The 16,306-nt window shown below is 64.4% G+C and carries 13 protein-coding genes; 4 read left to right on the plus strand and 9 right to left on the minus strand.

Going from position 1 to position 16,306, the window contains the following annotated elements; translation table 11 throughout:
* The 9 genes from mgtE to BWR02_RS18355 all read right to left on the minus strand — a co-directional run bounded on the left by mgtE (nucleotide 1) and on the right by BWR02_RS18355 (nucleotide 9,534).
* The gene (gene mgtE, locus BWR02_RS18315; protein WP_236102407.1) at nucleotides 1-1,449 is read right to left on the minus strand and encodes a magnesium transporter; all 1,449 of its coding nucleotides are present in this window, start codon (nucleotides 1,447-1,449) and stop codon (nucleotides 1-3) included.
* Between the two features lie 121 nt (nucleotides 1,450-1,570).
* Nucleotides 1,571-1,846, minus strand: coding sequence for a YbeD family protein (locus tag BWR02_RS18320; RefSeq protein WP_139559352.1), 276 nt, complete (start codon nucleotides 1,844-1,846; stop codon nucleotides 1,571-1,573).
* A complete protein-coding gene (locus BWR02_RS18325) occupies nucleotides 1,843-2,694 on the minus strand; it encodes a D-amino acid aminotransferase (RefSeq protein ID WP_328591532.1) in 852 nt (283 codons plus the stop codon). The genes BWR02_RS18320 and BWR02_RS18325 overlap by 4 nt, the downstream gene beginning before the upstream one ends.
* Nucleotides 2,695-2,709: 15 nt before the next feature.
* On the minus strand, nucleotides 2,710-3,873 hold the full coding sequence (locus BWR02_RS18330) for a D-alanyl-D-alanine carboxypeptidase family protein (RefSeq protein WP_139559353.1): 1,164 nt from the start codon (nucleotides 3,871-3,873) through the stop codon (nucleotides 2,710-2,712).
* A gap of 146 nt (nucleotides 3,874-4,019) precedes the next feature.
* A complete protein-coding gene (rodA, locus tag BWR02_RS18335; RefSeq protein WP_139559354.1) occupies nucleotides 4,020-5,153 on the minus strand; it encodes a rod shape-determining protein RodA in 1,134 nt (377 codons plus the stop codon).
* Nucleotides 5,150-7,021 carry a penicillin-binding protein 2 gene (gene mrdA / locus BWR02_RS18340; protein ID WP_139559355.1) on the minus strand — a complete coding sequence of 624 codons (1,872 nt, stop codon included), beginning with the start codon at nucleotides 7,019-7,021 and terminating at the stop codon, nucleotides 5,150-5,152. The genes rodA and mrdA overlap by 4 nt, the downstream gene beginning before the upstream one ends.
* A 15-nt stretch (nucleotides 7,022-7,036) precedes the next feature.
* Nucleotides 7,037-7,531 (minus strand): rod shape-determining protein MreD, encoded by a 495-nt coding sequence (mreD, locus tag BWR02_RS18345; RefSeq protein ID WP_139559356.1) that lies wholly within the window; start codon nucleotides 7,529-7,531, stop codon nucleotides 7,037-7,039.
* Nucleotides 7,512-8,480, minus strand: coding sequence for a rod shape-determining protein MreC (gene mreC, locus BWR02_RS18350; RefSeq protein WP_328591533.1), 969 nt, complete (start codon nucleotides 8,478-8,480; stop codon nucleotides 7,512-7,514). The genes mreD and mreC overlap by 20 nt, the downstream gene beginning before the upstream one ends.
* A gap of 4 nt (nucleotides 8,481-8,484) precedes the next feature.
* Entirely contained in the window at nucleotides 8,485-9,534 is a 1,050-nt protein-coding gene (locus tag BWR02_RS18355) for a rod shape-determining protein (protein ID WP_139559357.1), read from the minus strand.
* Nucleotides 9,535-9,632: 98 nt separating this feature from the next.
* Between BWR02_RS18355 and gatC the strand changes: the two genes are divergently transcribed.
* The 4 genes from gatC (at nucleotide 9,633) to BWR02_RS18375 (ending at nucleotide 15,979) form a co-directional block, all read left to right on the plus strand.
* Nucleotides 9,633-9,920: an Asp-tRNA(Asn)/Glu-tRNA(Gln) amidotransferase subunit GatC gene (gene gatC, locus BWR02_RS18360; protein WP_139559358.1), complete on the plus strand. Its 288-nt coding sequence runs from the start codon at nucleotides 9,633-9,635 to the stop codon at nucleotides 9,918-9,920.
* 93 nt (nucleotides 9,921-10,013) lie between these two features.
* Nucleotides 10,014-11,468 carry an Asp-tRNA(Asn)/Glu-tRNA(Gln) amidotransferase subunit GatA gene (gatA, locus tag BWR02_RS18365; protein WP_139559359.1) on the plus strand — a complete coding sequence of 485 codons (1,455 nt, stop codon included), beginning with the start codon at nucleotides 10,014-10,016 and terminating at the stop codon, nucleotides 11,466-11,468.
* Nucleotides 11,469-11,610: 142 nt separating this feature from the next.
* Nucleotides 11,611-13,044 carry an Asp-tRNA(Asn)/Glu-tRNA(Gln) amidotransferase subunit GatB gene (gatB, locus tag BWR02_RS18370; protein WP_139559360.1) on the plus strand — a complete coding sequence of 478 codons (1,434 nt, stop codon included), beginning with the start codon at nucleotides 11,611-11,613 and terminating at the stop codon, nucleotides 13,042-13,044.
* A 106-nt stretch (nucleotides 13,045-13,150) separates the two neighbouring features.
* Nucleotides 13,151-15,979: a cation-translocating P-type ATPase gene (locus tag BWR02_RS18375; protein ID WP_139559361.1), complete on the plus strand. Its 2,829-nt coding sequence runs from the start codon at nucleotides 13,151-13,153 to the stop codon at nucleotides 15,977-15,979.
* Nucleotides 15,980-16,306 lie beyond the last annotated feature (327 nt).

Raw genomic sequence — 16,306 nt, forward strand, 5'->3', positions numbered from 1 at the left:
TCAGACCAGGAAGATGGTCGCGAGTCCCAGGAAGATGAAAAACCCCGCGCCATCGGTTACCGCGGTCAGCAGCACGCTGGTGCCGACGGCGGGATCCTTGTCCATCGCATCGCGCACCAGGGGAATCGAGATGCCCATGATTGCGGCGACGAGCAGATTCAGGAGCGTGGCCGCGGCCATCACGAGACTCAGGTCGAGTTCGCGGTAAAGCAGATAGGCGACCGCGCCGATCACGCCGCCCCAGACGATGCCGTTCATCAATCCGATCGCCATCTCCTTGAGGATCAGCCGCTTCATGTTCGATTTGTTGATCAATCCCAGGGCGAGCGACCGCACGATCAGGATGCTGGTCTGGTTGCCGGTATTGCCCCCGATCGCCGCGACGATCGGCATCAGCGACGCCAGCGCGACGATTCGGACGATCGTGTCCTCGAACAGCCCGATGACCCGCGTGCTTGCAAACGCCGTGATCAGATTGATGCCTAGCCACATCCAGCGGTTCTGGGCGCTTTTCCAGATGCTGGAGAACAGGTCTTCCTCTTCCTGCAGCCCGGCCTGTGCCAGGCGCTCCTCGTCCGACGATTCGCGGATGTAGTCGACGATCGCATCGACCCGGATGCGTCCCTGCAATCGGCGCTCGCTGTCGACGACCGGTGCCGACAGCAGGTCATAGCGCTCGAAAGCCCGGGCCGCGTCGGCCGCGTCGTCATCGAGGTGGAAATAGACGACCTCCCGCGACATGACCTCGCCGACCGAGGCGTCGAGGCTGTTGACCAGCAGACGTCGCAGTGACAGCACGCCCCGCAGCACGTTGTTCTCGTCGACGACGAACAGCTTGTCGGTGTGTTCGGGCAGGTCGCCGCGCCGGCGGAGGTAGCGCAGCACGACACTGAGCTTGACGTCTTCGCGGATCGTGACCATCCCGAAATCCATCAGGGCGGCACAGGTGTCCTCTTCGCGTGCCAGGACCGATTCGAGCCGCGCGCGGTTTTCCTCGTTGAGGTGCTTGAGCACCTCCAGCATGACCTCCTCGGGGAGATCCGGCGCGAGGTCCGCGATTTCGTCGGTGTCGAGCTGTTCGGTTGCGGTGAGCAGCTCTTCCGGGTCCATATCCGAGATCAGCGTCTCGCGGACCGCATCCGACACGTCCAGCAGGATCTGGCCGTCGAGCTCGGACTTGACCAGATTCCAGACGGTCAGTCGCTCGCGCAGCGGCAGGGCTTCGAGGATATAGGCGATGTCGGCCGAATGGAGCTGGTCGAGCTTCTGCTTCAGCGCCGCCTGGTGCTGCCGGTGCAGCATGGTCTCGACCAGATCGTGGTGTGGCATCGGCTGATGCCGAACGATGGTCTCTTCCAGCGTCTGCTTGTTCAGCAGCTCGAGCACCTCCTCCAGGTGATGCTGCAGGACTTCTTCGCTGCTGATGTTTTCGGCTTCTGACTGTTCCACAGGGCTCGGTGATCCGGGTTCGTTCGGCTGAGTCGGTTCTTCCTCGGCTGTCGGTCGCTCAGCGACGGAACCACCGGCAGCCTCTGCTCGTTCAATCCGGCTTACCGGGCAAGCCGAGCCGCTACAAGGCCATCAGTACCGCCGGCGTTCGGCTGAGTTCCCGGTACAGCTCATCCAGTTGTTCCTGGCTGGTCGCGGTGACCGTCACCGTGAGCGCGGTGAACTTGCCGCCGCCGCTATCGCGCGTCGATACGGCCTCGTCCGGAAGCATTGGCACGTGCCGCCGGAAGATCGCCAGCACGCTGCTCTCGAAGTCTGGCTCCTTGCGACCAATGACCTTGACCGGGAAATCGCAGGGGAAGGTCAGCAGGGAAGCCGAGGCCGGTTGTTCCGTCATGAGTCGCCGCGGAGCGTTTCCTTGTAAGCCCGGTAGTAAGCCTGCACGCGTTCCCACAGAGCGCCGGGGGCTCCCGTTCCGACCGGTGCGCCGTCGAGTTCGATGACCGGCATGATTTCGCGCGTGGAACTGGTCAGCCAGATCTCCCGGGCGGTCTTCAATTCGGTCAAGGCAATCGGGCGTTCCGCGGCGGGGACGCCGTGTTCGAGCGCGAGTTCCAGGACCAGATCGCGCGTAACCCCGGGCAACAGCTCACGCCCCTTGGGCGGCGTGACCAGGGTGCCGTCGATCAGGGCGAACAGATTGCTGGCCGCCCCTTCCACGGCGAAGCCGTCGCGGATCAGCACGGCCTCGGTCGTGCCGGCGTCGATCGCCTCCTGCTTCAGCAGCACATTGGCGAGCAGCGTGATGGCCTTGATGTCGCAGCGCAGCCAGCGAATGTCGGTTACCGTCACGGCCCGGATGCCTTCGGTCGGCAAGGGTGCGATCGGCGTGCACATCGCGAACACGGTCGGCTCGATGTCCGGCGGGATGGCGTGGTCCCGCTTCGGCGCGGCGCCGCGCGTGATTTGCAGATAGATCGACTGGTCATGTCCGCCCTGAATCAGCCGGGCGAAGATCGCGGACCAGTCTTCCGCCGTCAGCGGCGGCTGCATGCGGATGGCGGCGAGGCTGTTGGCGAGACGCGCCAGATGTTCGGCCAAACGCAGCGGTTGACCGCCGTAGACCGGGATGACTTCATAAACCCCGTCGCCGAACAGGAAGCCCCGGTCCATCACGGAGACCTTGGCTTCGCTCAGCGGCAGAAACGTACCGTTCAGGTAAACGGTGGAATTGTCCAGTTGCACGTTCGGTAGCCTCGCCTATTTGAACCACAGCGCGACCGAGTCGGCCATCCGGCGGAAGAACCCGCCAGTCTCGACCGTCTGCAGCGCGACCAGCGGGCGTTCGGCCACGACCTGATCGTTCAGGGTCGCCTTGGCCGTGCCTGCGGCGTCGCCCTGCTTGATTGGCGCGACGAACAAACCGGCGATATCCAGGCTGGACTTGACGGCATTGAACTGGCCGCGTGGGAACGTCACGTAGAAGTCCTGCGCGAGACCGATCGGCAGTTCCTTTGCCTCGCCCTTATAGATTCGTGCCTTGGCCAGTGCCTCGCCGCCCTTATACACGGTCTTTGTTTCAAAGAAGCGATAGCCGTAGTCGAGCAGCGCGCGGTTCGCGTCCGCCCTGGCCTTGTCGCTGGCCGTGCCCAGCACCACCGAGATCAGGCGCATGTTGTCCCGCAGCGCCGATGCGACCAGGCAGTAACCGGCGCCCTTGGTGTGCCCGGTCTTGACGCCGTCGACGGTGGGGTCGGTGAACAGCAGGCGGTTGCGGTTCGGCTGCTTGATGCCGTTGAATTCGAACTCCTTGATCGAATGCCATTCATAGAAATTGGGGAAATCCCGGATCAGCGCGGCCGACAGCAGCGCCAGGTCGCGGGCCGTGGCGTAGTGCTCCGGATCGGGGAGTCCCATGCTGTTCTTGTAGTGGGTGTTCTTCATGCCGAGGCGCTCGGCATGCTGGTTCATCATCTGCGCGAAGACCGTTTCGTCGCCGCTGACGTGCTCGGCCAGCGCCACGCTGGCATCGTTGCCCGACTGCACGATCATGCCCTTGAGCAGGTTCTCGACCGAGATCTGTGCGCCGACCTTGGCGAACATCCGTGAGCCCTCGGTCTTCCAGGCCTTCTCGCTGACCGTGACCAAGTCGTCGAGTTTGATATGACCTTTCTTGACTTCCTCGAATACGACGTAGGCCGTCATGATCTTCGTCAGGCTGGCCGGTTCGAGTCGTTCGTCCGCATTGCGCTCTGCCAGCACCCGACCGCTGTTCGCGTCCATCAGCAGGTAGGCCTTGGCAGGCGGCTCGGGCGGGGAGGGAATCGGGAGAGGATTCTCGGCCGCGTTCGTCGACGCGACCGTTAACCACAGCGCCACGCCGATCAGGAGCCAACGCGCGAGGGAAGGAACTGCTCTTGCCATGTCAAGGTACGGATTGTGCAAAAGAATCCTATGTTAGCACGCGCGGCCGGGTGCCGGCGCGTTGCCGCGCTTTCGGCTCGCAGAGGGATGCCGCACAGAGGTATTGCGGCGGCCGGCGACGAGGTTGGCGGTGCGCTGCCTTGGGGTCAGACCGGAAACAGCCGCCGGTGGGTTTGGATGGACATCAGGATGCCGAACGCTGCCATCAGCGTCACCATCGAGGTACCGCCGTAGCTGACCAGTGGCAGCGGTACGCCGACGACCGGCAGGATACCGATGACCATGCCGATGTTGACGAACACGTAGACGAAGAACGTGACTGTCAGCGCGCCGCTGAGCAGCCGGCAAAAGGTATCCTGCGCCTGGGTCACGATTTGCAGGCAGCGTCCCAGGATGAACAGGTAAACGGCCAGCAGGGCGACGCAGCCGACCAGACCGAACTCCTCGGCCAGGATGGCGAAAATGAAGTCGGTCGAGCGTTCCGGCAGGAACTCCAGCTGGCCCTGCGTGCCGTGCAGCCAGCCCTTGCCGTAGATGCCGCCGGAGCCGATCGCAATCTTCGACTGGATGATGTGGTAGCCGCGTCCCAGCGGGTCCGCCTCCGGGTTCAAAAACGTCAACACCCGGTCGCGCTGGTAGTCGTGCAACATGAACCAGCCGATCGGCAGCGTCGCCCCGAGCACTACGGCCAGTGCCAGCAGATAGGCCCAACCGATACCGCCGAGGAACAGCGCTACGCTGCCGGCTACCGCGACGAGCATCGCGGTGCCGAGGTCCGGCTGCTTCGCGATCAGCGCGGCCGGGACGACGATCAACAGTCCGGCGATCAACACCGTCGGCCAGCGGGGCGGCAGCCCGGCTTCCGACAGATACCAGGCCAGCATCATCGGCGTTGCGAGCTTCATCAGTTCCGACGGCTGGAAGCGGAATACACCGAGGTCGAGCCAGCGCTGTGCGCCCTTGCCGATATCGCCGATTACCAGCACCGCGCCCAGCAACAGGACGCCGAGGCCGAACAGCAGGGGGCTGGCAGCCTTGATGTGATCCGGATGGACTTGCGCCAGGGCCAGCATGATCGCCAGTGCGAGGAGTAGTCGGCCGCCCTGGCGCAAGAGCACGTCGAGATCCTGGCCCGAGGCGGAATACAGGATCACGAAGGCCAGCCCCATCAGGGCGATCAGGCCACCGAGCAGGGGCAGGTCCAGGTGCAGGCGGTTCGTCCAGGGGTTGGGGCGCGCTGCCGCCAGTTTCACGTTCAGCACGCTATTGTCGAACTTCATGGCGGTACCTGGAGATAGTGGGTGATCAGCGCGCGCGCGATCGGCGCCGCAACCTTCCCCCCGAAGCCGGAATTCTCGGCAACCACGGCCACGGCGATCTTCGGTTCCTGGGCCGGTGCGAAGGCGATGAACAGCGCATGGTCGCGCAGCTTCTTTTTCACCTTCATAGTCCGGTAGTTCTGTCGCTGGCCGACCGAAAATACTTGCGCGGTGCCGGTCTTGGCCGCGATCCGGAACGGCAGCCCGCCACCGATGCGCGAAGCCGTGCCGCGGCCGCTGTGCACGACATCGACCATCGCATCGACGATCAGCTTCCAATGCTTGGGGTCGGCCTCGATCGCGGGTGGGCGGGGGTCGTCGGCGTGTGGGTCACGCGTTTTGCCGCCGGCGCGCGCCGTATCGACCAGGCGCGGGGTCACCACCTGTCCACGATTCGCCATGATGGCAGCCGCGCGCGCGAGTTGCAGTGGTGTGGCCTGCACATAACCTTGCCCGATGCCGGAGATGACCGTTTCGCCGAGCGACCAGTCGGATTTGCGCACCCGGCGCTTCCATTCGCGGGAGGGGAACAGTCCCCGCATTTCGCCGTCCAGGTCGATCCCGGTCTTCTGGCCGAAGCCGAAGCGCTCCATATAGTCGTGCAGCTTGTCGATGCCGATGTACACGGCCAGCTTGTAGAAATAGACGTCGCAGGATGAAGTGACCGCATAACGGAGATCGACGGCGCCATGCCCCCGCCGAAAGGAATCGCGATACCGGTGCGACGAGCCGGGCAGCGAATACCAGCCCGGGCAGGACACCCGTTTGGCCGGATTGAGTTTGGCTGCTTCCAGCCCCGCCATCGCGACGAAGGGTTTCACGGTCGAGCCCGGTGGATACAGGCCGCGCAGCGCCCGATCGTATAGCGGCCGCTCGGGATCCTGTTGCAGCAGTTCGTAGGCCTTGCGCGAGATGCCGTTGACGAAGGGCGTCGGGTCGAAGGAGGGTTTGCTGGCCATCGCGAGGATGCGGCCGGTGGCCGGTTCCAGTGCTACGACGGCCCCGGAGTGCTCGCCGAGAGCATCGTAGGCGACCTTTTGCAGCTTGATGTCCAGCGACAGGGTCAGATCGTTGCCAGACAGTGGTGCGACCGAGCCCAGCGAACGCAACGGGCGACCGGTCACGTCGGTTTCGATTTCCTCGTAGCCGGCGCTGCCGTGCAGCAGTGTCTCGTAGCTCTTTTCGATGCCGCTCTTGCCGATGTGCAAGGTGCCGCTGTAAGCCGAGCGGTCGAGCAGGTCCATCTCGGCCTGACTGATCCGCCCGACGTAGCCGACCACATGCGAGGTCAGGTTGCCGTAGGGATAGGTTCGGACGCGGTGCGCTCTCACTTCGACGCCGGGGAAGCGCGGCATGCGCACGGCGAAGCGAGCAATTTCTTCTTCGCTGAGCTGCAGTCGCAGGGGGATGCGGTCATAGGGTTTGGAGCGGCGCAGGGTCGAGTTGAAACGCTGCAACTCGTCTTCGGTCAATCCCAGCAGTTCGGTCAGATCGGCGACGACCCGCTTGAGATCGCCGGCTCGCACCGGAACGACTTCAAGGCTGTAGGTCGGGATGTTGTCCGCCAACACCTCACCATTCCGATCGAAGATCACGCCCCGGTTCGGGGGTAGGGGGGAGATCCGGATGCGGTTGTCGCGGGACAGTGTCGCGTAATGCTCCTGCCCGACGATTTGCAGGTAGACGAGGCGGGCAACCAGCAGGCCGGTAGCCAGCAGCATGCCGATTACGCACAACGCGATGCGGGACAGGAACATACGGCTATCGAACGGCGTGTGCCGGGTTCGCAGTCCGTCGCTGATCGCCGTCGACCGGCGTCCGCCGCGCATGTTTCGGAGGCCTGCTTAGTGAGCGCCGAAACGGCGGCGCAGCAGATCAAGCGAGTTCTGTACCAGCGGCCACGCCAGCAGTCCGCTGACGATCGGTAGCCAGTAAGCGTTGTCGGTGATCTCCGGACCCCTGCCGTTCTGGGTCCAGAAGACCAGGAAACGGCTGACGCTGAGTAGCAGCGCGACCAGCAGGCTTTGTTGGACGAGCGGATAGAACCGCAGCCGCGGCTGGATTCGCTGGCACACGTAGATCACCGCGGTGTAGGCGAGTGCATGCTGTCCGAGCGTCCGTGCCGTCAGCACATCGGTGAACAGGCCGACGATCCAGGCGGTCGCCAGACCGATGTGACCCGGGGTCGACAGCACCCACGAAATCAGAAACAAGAGCACCCAGTCAGGGTTGAAGGTCGCCAGGCTGGACGGCAGCGGCAGGATCCGCAACATCATCGCGAGGAGCAGGCTGACTGCAGCGAGCCACCGGATACCCAGGCTACCGCGTGCGCGTGTCATGGCTGTTCGCGGCGGAGGCCTCGGTATGCATTGCCCCGCCCAGGGCAGCGCTCGGCGGCTCGGGTACCCGTGGCACCGGGTCCGCTTTGCTCCAGACCAGCAGCACCTCGCGGAGCCGGTCCAGTCGCGCCACCGGCGTCGCAACCACCTTGGCAAACGGGCTGCCCTGCGCCGCGATATCGGTGACGGTCGCCACGGGATAGCCGGGTGGGAAAATCCCGCCCATGCCCGATGTGACGAGAAGGTCGCCAGGCTGGATGTCCGCGCTGCCGCTGAGGTAGGGGAGTGCGAGTTGGTCGAGTTGACCCGTGCCGACTGCCACGGTGCGCAGTCCGTTGCGATTGACCTGGACCGGGATGCCGTGATTGCTGTCGGTGATCAGCAGGACCTCAGCGCTGACCGGGCTGACCCGTACGATCTGCCCCACGACGCCGGTCGCGCCGAACACCGGCTGGCTGACGTGGGCGCCGAAACGCGCACCCTTGTTGACCACCAGCACCTGCTCGAACGGGAACAGGTTGACCGATAGCACTTCGGCGATCTGCATCTGTTCGCCGACCTTGAACGACGTCTCGAGCAGCCCGCGCAGCCGGATGTTCTCCTGTTCCAGTGTTGCGAACTTCATCAGCCGCGTCTTGAGGATCAGCTCTTCGTCGCGGAGTCGCTGATTTTCGGCGAACAGGTCGGCATAGCTGGAAAACGCCTCTCGCGCCGAGCTGACGAGGCGGGTCGGGACGCTGACCGCTTGCTGCACCGGGTAGACGAGCGAGGTCAGCGCGGACCTGAAGGGAACGGCCAGGCCCTTGCGTTCTGCGACCAGCAGCACGCAGGCAGCCAACACCAGCACCAGCGCCCGCAGATGTAGCGAGGTATTTCGTCGGAAAATGGGTTTGATGGCGGACGCTCCCCTCAGCGCGGTGGCCGTATGCCGTCGTGACGTCGAATGGATCGCGTCACTCCAGGGAGAACGCGCCGGGCCCCTTTTCGTCCAGCAGTTCCAGCACGCGCCCGCCGCCACGGGCAACACAGGTCAGCGGATCGTCGGCGATCATGACCGGCAAACCGGTTTCCTCGGCGATCAGTCGGTCGAGGTCGGTCAGCAGTGCGCCGCCGCCGGTCAGCACGATGCCGCGTTCGGCGACGTCGGAGCCGAGCTCGGGTGGCGTCTGTTCGAAGGCGGCCTTGACTGCGCCGACGATACCGGACAGCGGTTCCTGTATCGCCTCGAGGATCTCATTGCTGTTCAGCACGAAGCTGCGCGGAACGCCTTCGGCGAGGTTTCGTCCCTTCACTTCGATCTCGCGGACTTCGCTGGAGGGATAGGCCGTGCCGATTTCCTGCTTGATGCGTTCGGCCGTGGCCTCGCCGATCATGATCCCGTAGTTGCGGCGCACGTAGCTGACGATCGACTCGTCCAGCCGGTCCCCGCCGGTGCGGACCGAGGCCGAATAAACGATACCGTTCAGTGATAACACCGCGACTTCGGAGGTGCCGCCGCCGATGTCGAGCACCATCGATCCGCGCGCTTCGTGAACCGGGAGTCCGGCACCGATGGCGGCTGCCATCGGCTCGTCGATCAGATAGACCTCGCGCGCGCCGGCGCCGGCAGCGGACTCCTTGATGGCGCGCCGCTCGACCTGGGTCGAACCGCAGGGTACCGAAATCAGCACGCGCGGGCTGGGGCGAAACAGGCGATATTTGTTGCTGTGCACCTTGCTGATGAAGTACTGCAACATTTTCTCGGTGACCGTGAAATCGGCGATCACACCATCTTTAAGGGGGCGGATCGCGGTGATGTTCTCGGGTGTGCGTCCCAGCATCTGTTTCGCTGCGGCGCCGACCGCTGCGATCGACTTCGACCCGCGTGCCCGATCCTCGCGGATCGCGACGACCGAAGGCTCGTTGACGACGATGCCCTGGCCTCTGACGTAGATCAGCGTGTTCGCCGTGCCTAGGTCGATCGACAAGTCGTTGGAGAAAAAGCCTCTCAGCCGTTTGAACATGGTGCTCCGTGACATTAACCCGGTCGAGCCGGAAAGCGGTTTAAGCGGTGGGCGACAGATCGGTTATGATATCGCACTCCATGTAACGGGGTGCATTCATGTCGCTGGATTCCGAAGCTGTAAAGCGCATTGCCTGGTTGGCGAGGCTGTCGATCGATGACGATCGCGTCGCGGATTATGCCAGGGATCTGTCGGGCATCCTGGACTTCGTCGAGCAGATGAACGCTGTCGACACGGGCAGCGCCATGCCGCTCGCCCATCCCCTGGATCAGTCGCAGCGACTGCGTCCGGACGAGGTGGTCGAGTCCGACCAGCGGGAACGGTTCCAGCAGCAGGCGCCTGCCGTCGAGGCTGGGCTCTATCTGGTGCCGAAAGTCATCGAATGACCTGCCGTCCGCCCTTCGGTCCCGGCGTGACGAAACGGCGTTTCGCACGTGCCACCGGGCCGGAGGCTTCGCGTTAACTCAAAGTCTCCGGACATGCATAACTCAACCATCGCGCAACTGGCCGAAGGACTTCGTGCCGGCCGTTTCAGCAGCCTCGAATTGACCCAGGCCTTCCTGCAGAGGATCGAACGGCTCGACCCCGGGCTCAATTGCTACGTGACGGTGACCGCGGAACAGGCGCTGGCCGAGGCGCGGGCTGCCGACGCCCGGCTCGCTGCCGGCAATGCCGGCCCGCTGACCGGCATACCGATTTCCCAGAAGGATATCTTCTGCACGCAGGGCGTGCGCACGAGCTGCGGTTCCCGCATGCTGGATTCCTTCGTTGCACCTTACGATGCGACTGTCGTCGAACGCTTCAAGCAGGCCGGTGCGGTCATGCTCGGCAAGTTGAACATGGACGAGTTCGCGATGGGTTCGTCGAACGAAACCAGCTTTTACGGACCGGTGCGCAATCCCTGGGATACCGGCTGCGTGCCGGGCGGATCGTCGGGTGGATCCGCCGCGGCGGTCGCCGCGCGCCTGACGCCGGGTGCGACCGGCACCGACACTGGCGGGTCGATCAGGCAGCCCGCCTCGTTCTGCGGCATTACCGGGATCAAGCCGACCTACGGCCGCGTGTCCCGCTGGGGGATGATCGCGTTCGCGTCGAGTCTCGACCAGGGTGGGCCGATGGCGCGCACGGCCGAGGATTGCGCGCTGATGCTGCAGGTCATGGCCGGTTTCGACGAGCGCGATTCGACGAGCGTCGACCGTCCGGTACCGGACTACCGGGCCGCCCTCGGCGGAAGTGTGGAAGGTCTGCGGATCGGCCTGCCGAAGGAGTTCTTCGGGGAGGGGCTCGACGGCGAGATCGCAACCGTGCTCCAGCAGGCGATCGACGAACTGCGCAAGCTCGGCGCCACGGTGCACGAAATTTCGCTGCCGAACATGGGCCTGTCGGTGCCCGCCTATTACGTGGTCGCGCCGGCCGAATGTTCGTCAAATCTGGCCCGCTACGACGGCGTGCGCTTCGGCTACCGCTGCGAGGCGCCCAAGGATCTGCATGACTTGTACTGCCGCTCGCGGGGCGAAGGTTTCGGGGCCGAGGTCAAGCGCCGCATTCTGATCGGCACCTATGCGCTATCGGCCGGGTATTACGATGCCTACTATCTGAAGGCGCAGAAAATCCGCCGCCTGATCAGCGAAGATTTCCGTAAGGCGTTCGAGCAGGTCGATGTGATCGTCGGACCCACCGCCCCATCGGTTGCGTTCAAGTTCGGCGAGAAGACGGCCGATCCGATCGCGATGTATCTGTCCGACATCTACACCATCGCCGTCAACTTGGCCGGGCTGCCCGGCATGTCTGTCCCGGTCGGGTTCTGCGGACGTTTGCCGGTGGGCATGCAATTGATTGGCAACTATTTCGACGAGGCCCGCTTGCTGAACGTCGCGCACCGCTACCAGCAGGTGACCGACTGGCAGACGCGGGCCCCTGAAGGATGCGCCTGACGGCCGTCCCGTCCGGCATTCCGTCCCGTCGCCGGGTCTGCGAGGCGCCGGCGGCCGCCATGATCATCGTCGTCGGCAGCGTGAGGGAAGCACCCTCGCGCTGCCGATCACCGCTACAACTTCAGTCAGGGTAATGCGCGTTATGGAATGGGAAACAGTGATCGGCCTGGAAGTCCATGCCCAGCTGGCGACCCGATCGAAAATCTTCTCCGGCGCTGCGACGGCCTACGGAGCCGAGCCGAATACCCAGGCCTGTGCGATCGATCTCGGTTTGCCCGGTGTGCTGCCGGTGCTGAACCGGGAAGCCGTCCGGATGGCAGTCAAGTTCGGGCTTGCAATCGGGGCCACGATCGCACCGGTGTCGGTCTTTGCGCGCAAGAATTACTTCTACCCGGATCTGCCGAAGGGCTATCAGATCAGTCAGTACGATCTGCCGGTCGTGGCGACCGGTCAGATGACCATCACGGTGGATGGCGCCGTGAAGACGATTGGTATCACCCGCGCACATCTTGAGGAGGATGCCGGGAAGTCGCTGCATGAGGATTTCCACGGCTCGACCGGCATCGATCTGAACCGCGCCGGTACGCCCTTGCTCGAAATCGTCTCGGAGCCCGACCTGCGGTCGGCCAAGGAGGCCGTCGCCTACATGAAGAAGCTGCACGCGCTGGTGCGCTATCTGGAGATCTGCGACGGCAACATGCAGGAGGGTTCGTTCCGCTGCGATGCGAATGTCTCGGTCCGGCGGAAGGGCGACAGTCGCTTCGGCACCCGCGCCGAGATCAAGAACCTGAATTCGTTCCGTTTCGTCGAACGCGCGATCAATTTCGAGGTCGAGCGGCAGATCGAACTGATCGAGGGCGGCGGCGCCGTGGTTCAGGAAACCCGGCTCTACGATTCGGTCAAGGACGAAACGCGGTCGATGCGTAGCAAGGAAGAGGCGAACGACTACCGCTACTTCCCCGACCCCGACCTGCTACCCCTCGAAATCGGCGCGGCGCTGATCGGCGAAGTGCGCGCGACCTTGCCTGAGTTGCCCGATGCGAAACAGCAGCGGTTCCGCAGTGATTACGCGCTCAGTGACTACGATGCGGAGGTACTCACGGCGACGCGCGAACTTGCGGATTTCTACGAGGCCGTCGTGCGGTCCGCGGGGTGCGACGCGAAACTTTGCGCCAACTGGGTCATGGGCGATCTCTCGGCCGCCTTGAACGAGGCGAATCTTGAGATCACCGCCAGCCGGGTCGATGCAGACAGGCTGGCGGGCTTGCTGCAGCGGATTGCGGATGACACCATTTCAGGCAAGCTGGCGAAGCAGGTCTTCGAAACGATGTGGCAGGAAGGTGCCACTGCCGACGCGATCATCGAGCGGGAGGGTCTCCGCCAGATCACCGACTCGTCGGCGATCGAGGCGATCATCGACCGCATCATGGCCGACAACCCGGGACAACTCGCGCAGTATCGCGCCGGTAAGGACAAGCTGTTCGGCTTTTTCGTCGGACAGGCCATGAAGGCCACGCAGGGCAAGGCGAATCCGCAGCAACTGAACGAGTTGTTGAAGCGAAAGCTCGACGCCTAGGTCCCGCGCACGGCGGCGGCGCCGTTCGAATCATCCCTGCTCCGCCTGTGGCGCATTCGATCGCGCTGCCGAGGCTGGCCGCCACCTAATCCAAAGAGCGTTCCAGATGCAGCACAAACGAGGCAAGCGGGACCGCAGGCGTCGCCGCCGGGTGCGTGGCGACAAAGGCGCGCTGCCGCAGACTTTTCTTGCCAGCGATAGCGGCTCCAGCGACAGGAGCTCCGATGTCGTGAGCTCCGGCCCTCCGGCCGACGGTCAAGACGCCGACAGACCCTGGCATGCGCTGACCGTGGCGCAGACCTTCGCGAAACTCGATGTGGATCCGCAGGGCCTGTCTGCCGAGTTGGCGCAGGCGCGTCTCTCTACGCACGGCTTCAATGAATTCGTGGAGCAGCGGCGGGTGTCGGTGCTGCGGCTGTTACTGTCGCAGTTTGCGAATGTGCTGACGCTGATCCTGCTGCTCGCGATCGGTATTTCCGCCTTTCTCGGCCACGACACGGAAGCCGTCGTCATCGGTGTGATCGTGCTGTTCTCGGTGCTGCTAGGTTTCTTTCAGGAGTACCGGGCCGAGCACGCGGTCGCCGCGCTGCGCGAGCTGACAGCCCCGACGGCTACCGTCATCCGCGACGGTACCGAGGCGGTGATCGCCGCCAGCCTGCTGGTGCCCGGTGACATGGTGCGGCTGGCGACCGGCAATCGGGTGCCGGCGGATCTCCGCCTTATCGAGACCCGCAGCCTGCAAACCGACGAAGCGGCGCTCACCGGAGAGTCCACGCCGGTTGGCAAGCATCCCGAACGCGTTCTGGCCGAGGGCGCGGCCATCGGGGAGCGTTGTAATCTGGCGTTCTCCGGGACGTCGGTGACCCACGGCAAGGGATTGGGTGTGGTGGTCGCGACCGGCATGGACACCGAGTTCGGCCAGGTCGTCCGCATGCTCGGGCAGGCCAAGGTCCGCAAGACGCCATTACAGCAGAATCTAGACCGGGTCGGCCGCCTGCTGGCCTTGTTCGCACTGGCCATCGTCGTGGTGATCTGCGCGCAGGGCGTGCTCCGGGGCGAGTCGCTGATCGAGATGCTGATCTTCGGTTTTGCGCTGGCCGTCGCCGTTGTGCCGGAAGCGCTGCCCGCGGTCGTGACCGTCTCACTGGCGATCGGTGCGCGCCGCATGGCAGCGCGTAATGCGCTGATTCGCCGCCTGCCCGCCGTCGAGACGCTCGGCTGCACTTCGGTGATCTGCTCGGACAAGACGGGCACGCTGACGCGCGACGAGATGACGGTGCGCAAAGTGGTGACCGCAGAGCGACAGGTCACGCTGTCGGGGACCGGCTACGAACCCTTCGGCCGCACTCTCTTCAAGGGCGAGAGCGTTGCGCCGAGCGTGCTCGAACACGCGGTGCTGCAGGCCGCGGCTTTGTGTTGCGATGCTGAACTGGTGACTTCCGCGTCGGGCCGTGCCGGGATCAAGGGCGATCCGACCGAAGGTGCGCTGGTGGTCGCGGCGGCGAAGATCGGTCTGAAAAAGAAGGAACTCGAGCGGCTCGCGCCGCGCCTCGATGAAATCCCTTTTTCTTCCGAAACCAAACGGATGACGACGCTGCACCGCGCTGGCGATAACGCGACCATCGCCTACTCGAAAGGGGCCGCCGAAGTGGTCCTGGCCGCGTGCACCCGGCAATTGACCAGCGACGGCGAACGGCCTCTCGACGAGGAGCAGCGGAGCCTGATCCTGGAGCAGGCCCACGAACTGGCCGACCAGGCCTTGCGCGTGCTGGCGGTAGCGCAAAAAACCGATACGACCATCGCCGATGCCGAACACGGGATGACCTTGCTCGGGCTGGTCGGGATGATCGATCCCCCCCGTTCGGAATCGGAGGCGGCGGTCGCGATGTGTGAGCAGGCCGGGATCAAGGTCGTCATGATCACCGGCGACCATCCTTCGACGGCGCGTGCCGTTGCCCGCGAGGTCGGCATCCTGAAACAGGGGCGTTTGGTGACCGGCCGCGAACTCGATGCGATGGACGATGCGGAGTTGCTGCACGCGGTGGGCGAGGCCGACGTTTACGCGCGTGTCTCCCCAAAACACAAGTTGCGCGTGGTCGAGGCGCTGCAGCGGAACGGCCAGGTCGTGGCGATGACCGGCGACGGAGTCAACGACGCCCCGGCGCTGAAGCGCGCCGATATCGGGATCGCGATGGGCATCACGGGTACCGATGTCAGCCGCGAGGCGGCGGCCATGATCCTGACCGACGACAATTTCGCGTCCATCGTCGCGGCGGTCGAGGAAGGCCGCGGCATCTTCAACAACATTCGAAAGTACCTGATGTATCTGCTCGCGGCCAACATCGGGGAGATCGGGCTGGTGGCGTGCGCCGCACTGCTCGGTCTTCCGATGCCGCTCAGCGCCGTGCAGATTCTGTACGTCAATCTCGCGACCGACGGGCTGCCTGCGCTGGCCCTGGCGCTGGATCCGAATGACGCGGCGCTGATGACCCGCAAGCCGCGTGATCCGCTGGCCGGTATCTTCACGCGGCCGGTCGTCATGCTGATGCTCGCGGGCGGACTGTGGTCCATGGTCGTGAACCTGGGGCTGTTCTTCTGGGCCTTGCAGCAGCCCGAACATTCCACCGAAATGGCGATGACGATCGTTTTCGCGGCCCTGGTGCTGACCGAATTCTTCAAGGCCTTCAGTTACCGCTCCTACGATCGTTCGATCTTCAAGCGCACATTCACCAACACGTGGCTGAACATGGCGATCCTGTGGGAACTGGCACTGCTGCTGGCGCTGATTTATGTGACGCCCTTGCAGGTTTTGTTCGGCACCGGTTCGCTAACGGGCCTCCAGTGGGCCGTGATCGCAGCGGCGGCCTTCTCGATCGTGCCGGCGCTGGAAGTCGTCAAATGGTGGACTTTTCGCCGCGGCGCCCGGGGGCGTTGATCCGGTTTTCGACGTCAAGTCCCGAAAACGCCGTCGCCCGGGGCGGGCCGCGCCAGCCCGCTTCGAACGTAACGGTTCACGCCTCCCCCTCGCGGGAGCGGGCGGGGAGGTCGAGACTCGCCGTGAATCCGTCCCTGGAGGCTCGACTGCGGGTTCCCTCCCGCAGACGGTCTCGCCCTCCCGGCTCGCTCCCACTACCCAGGAGAGGCTGTCGTAAAAGGTGCCGACCGGCTGTGGCGGGGTAAAATTGCTGAAGAGCAACGAGTCTGGAACGATGTGATGGTGGCCAAGAGGATCAGACGGCGGGTCAGGGTACTGGATACGAGC

Source organism: Methylotetracoccus oryzae (genome assembly GCF_006175985.1).
Classification (GTDB): Bacteria; Pseudomonadota; Gammaproteobacteria; order Methylococcales; family Methylococcaceae; genus Methylotetracoccus; species Methylotetracoccus oryzae.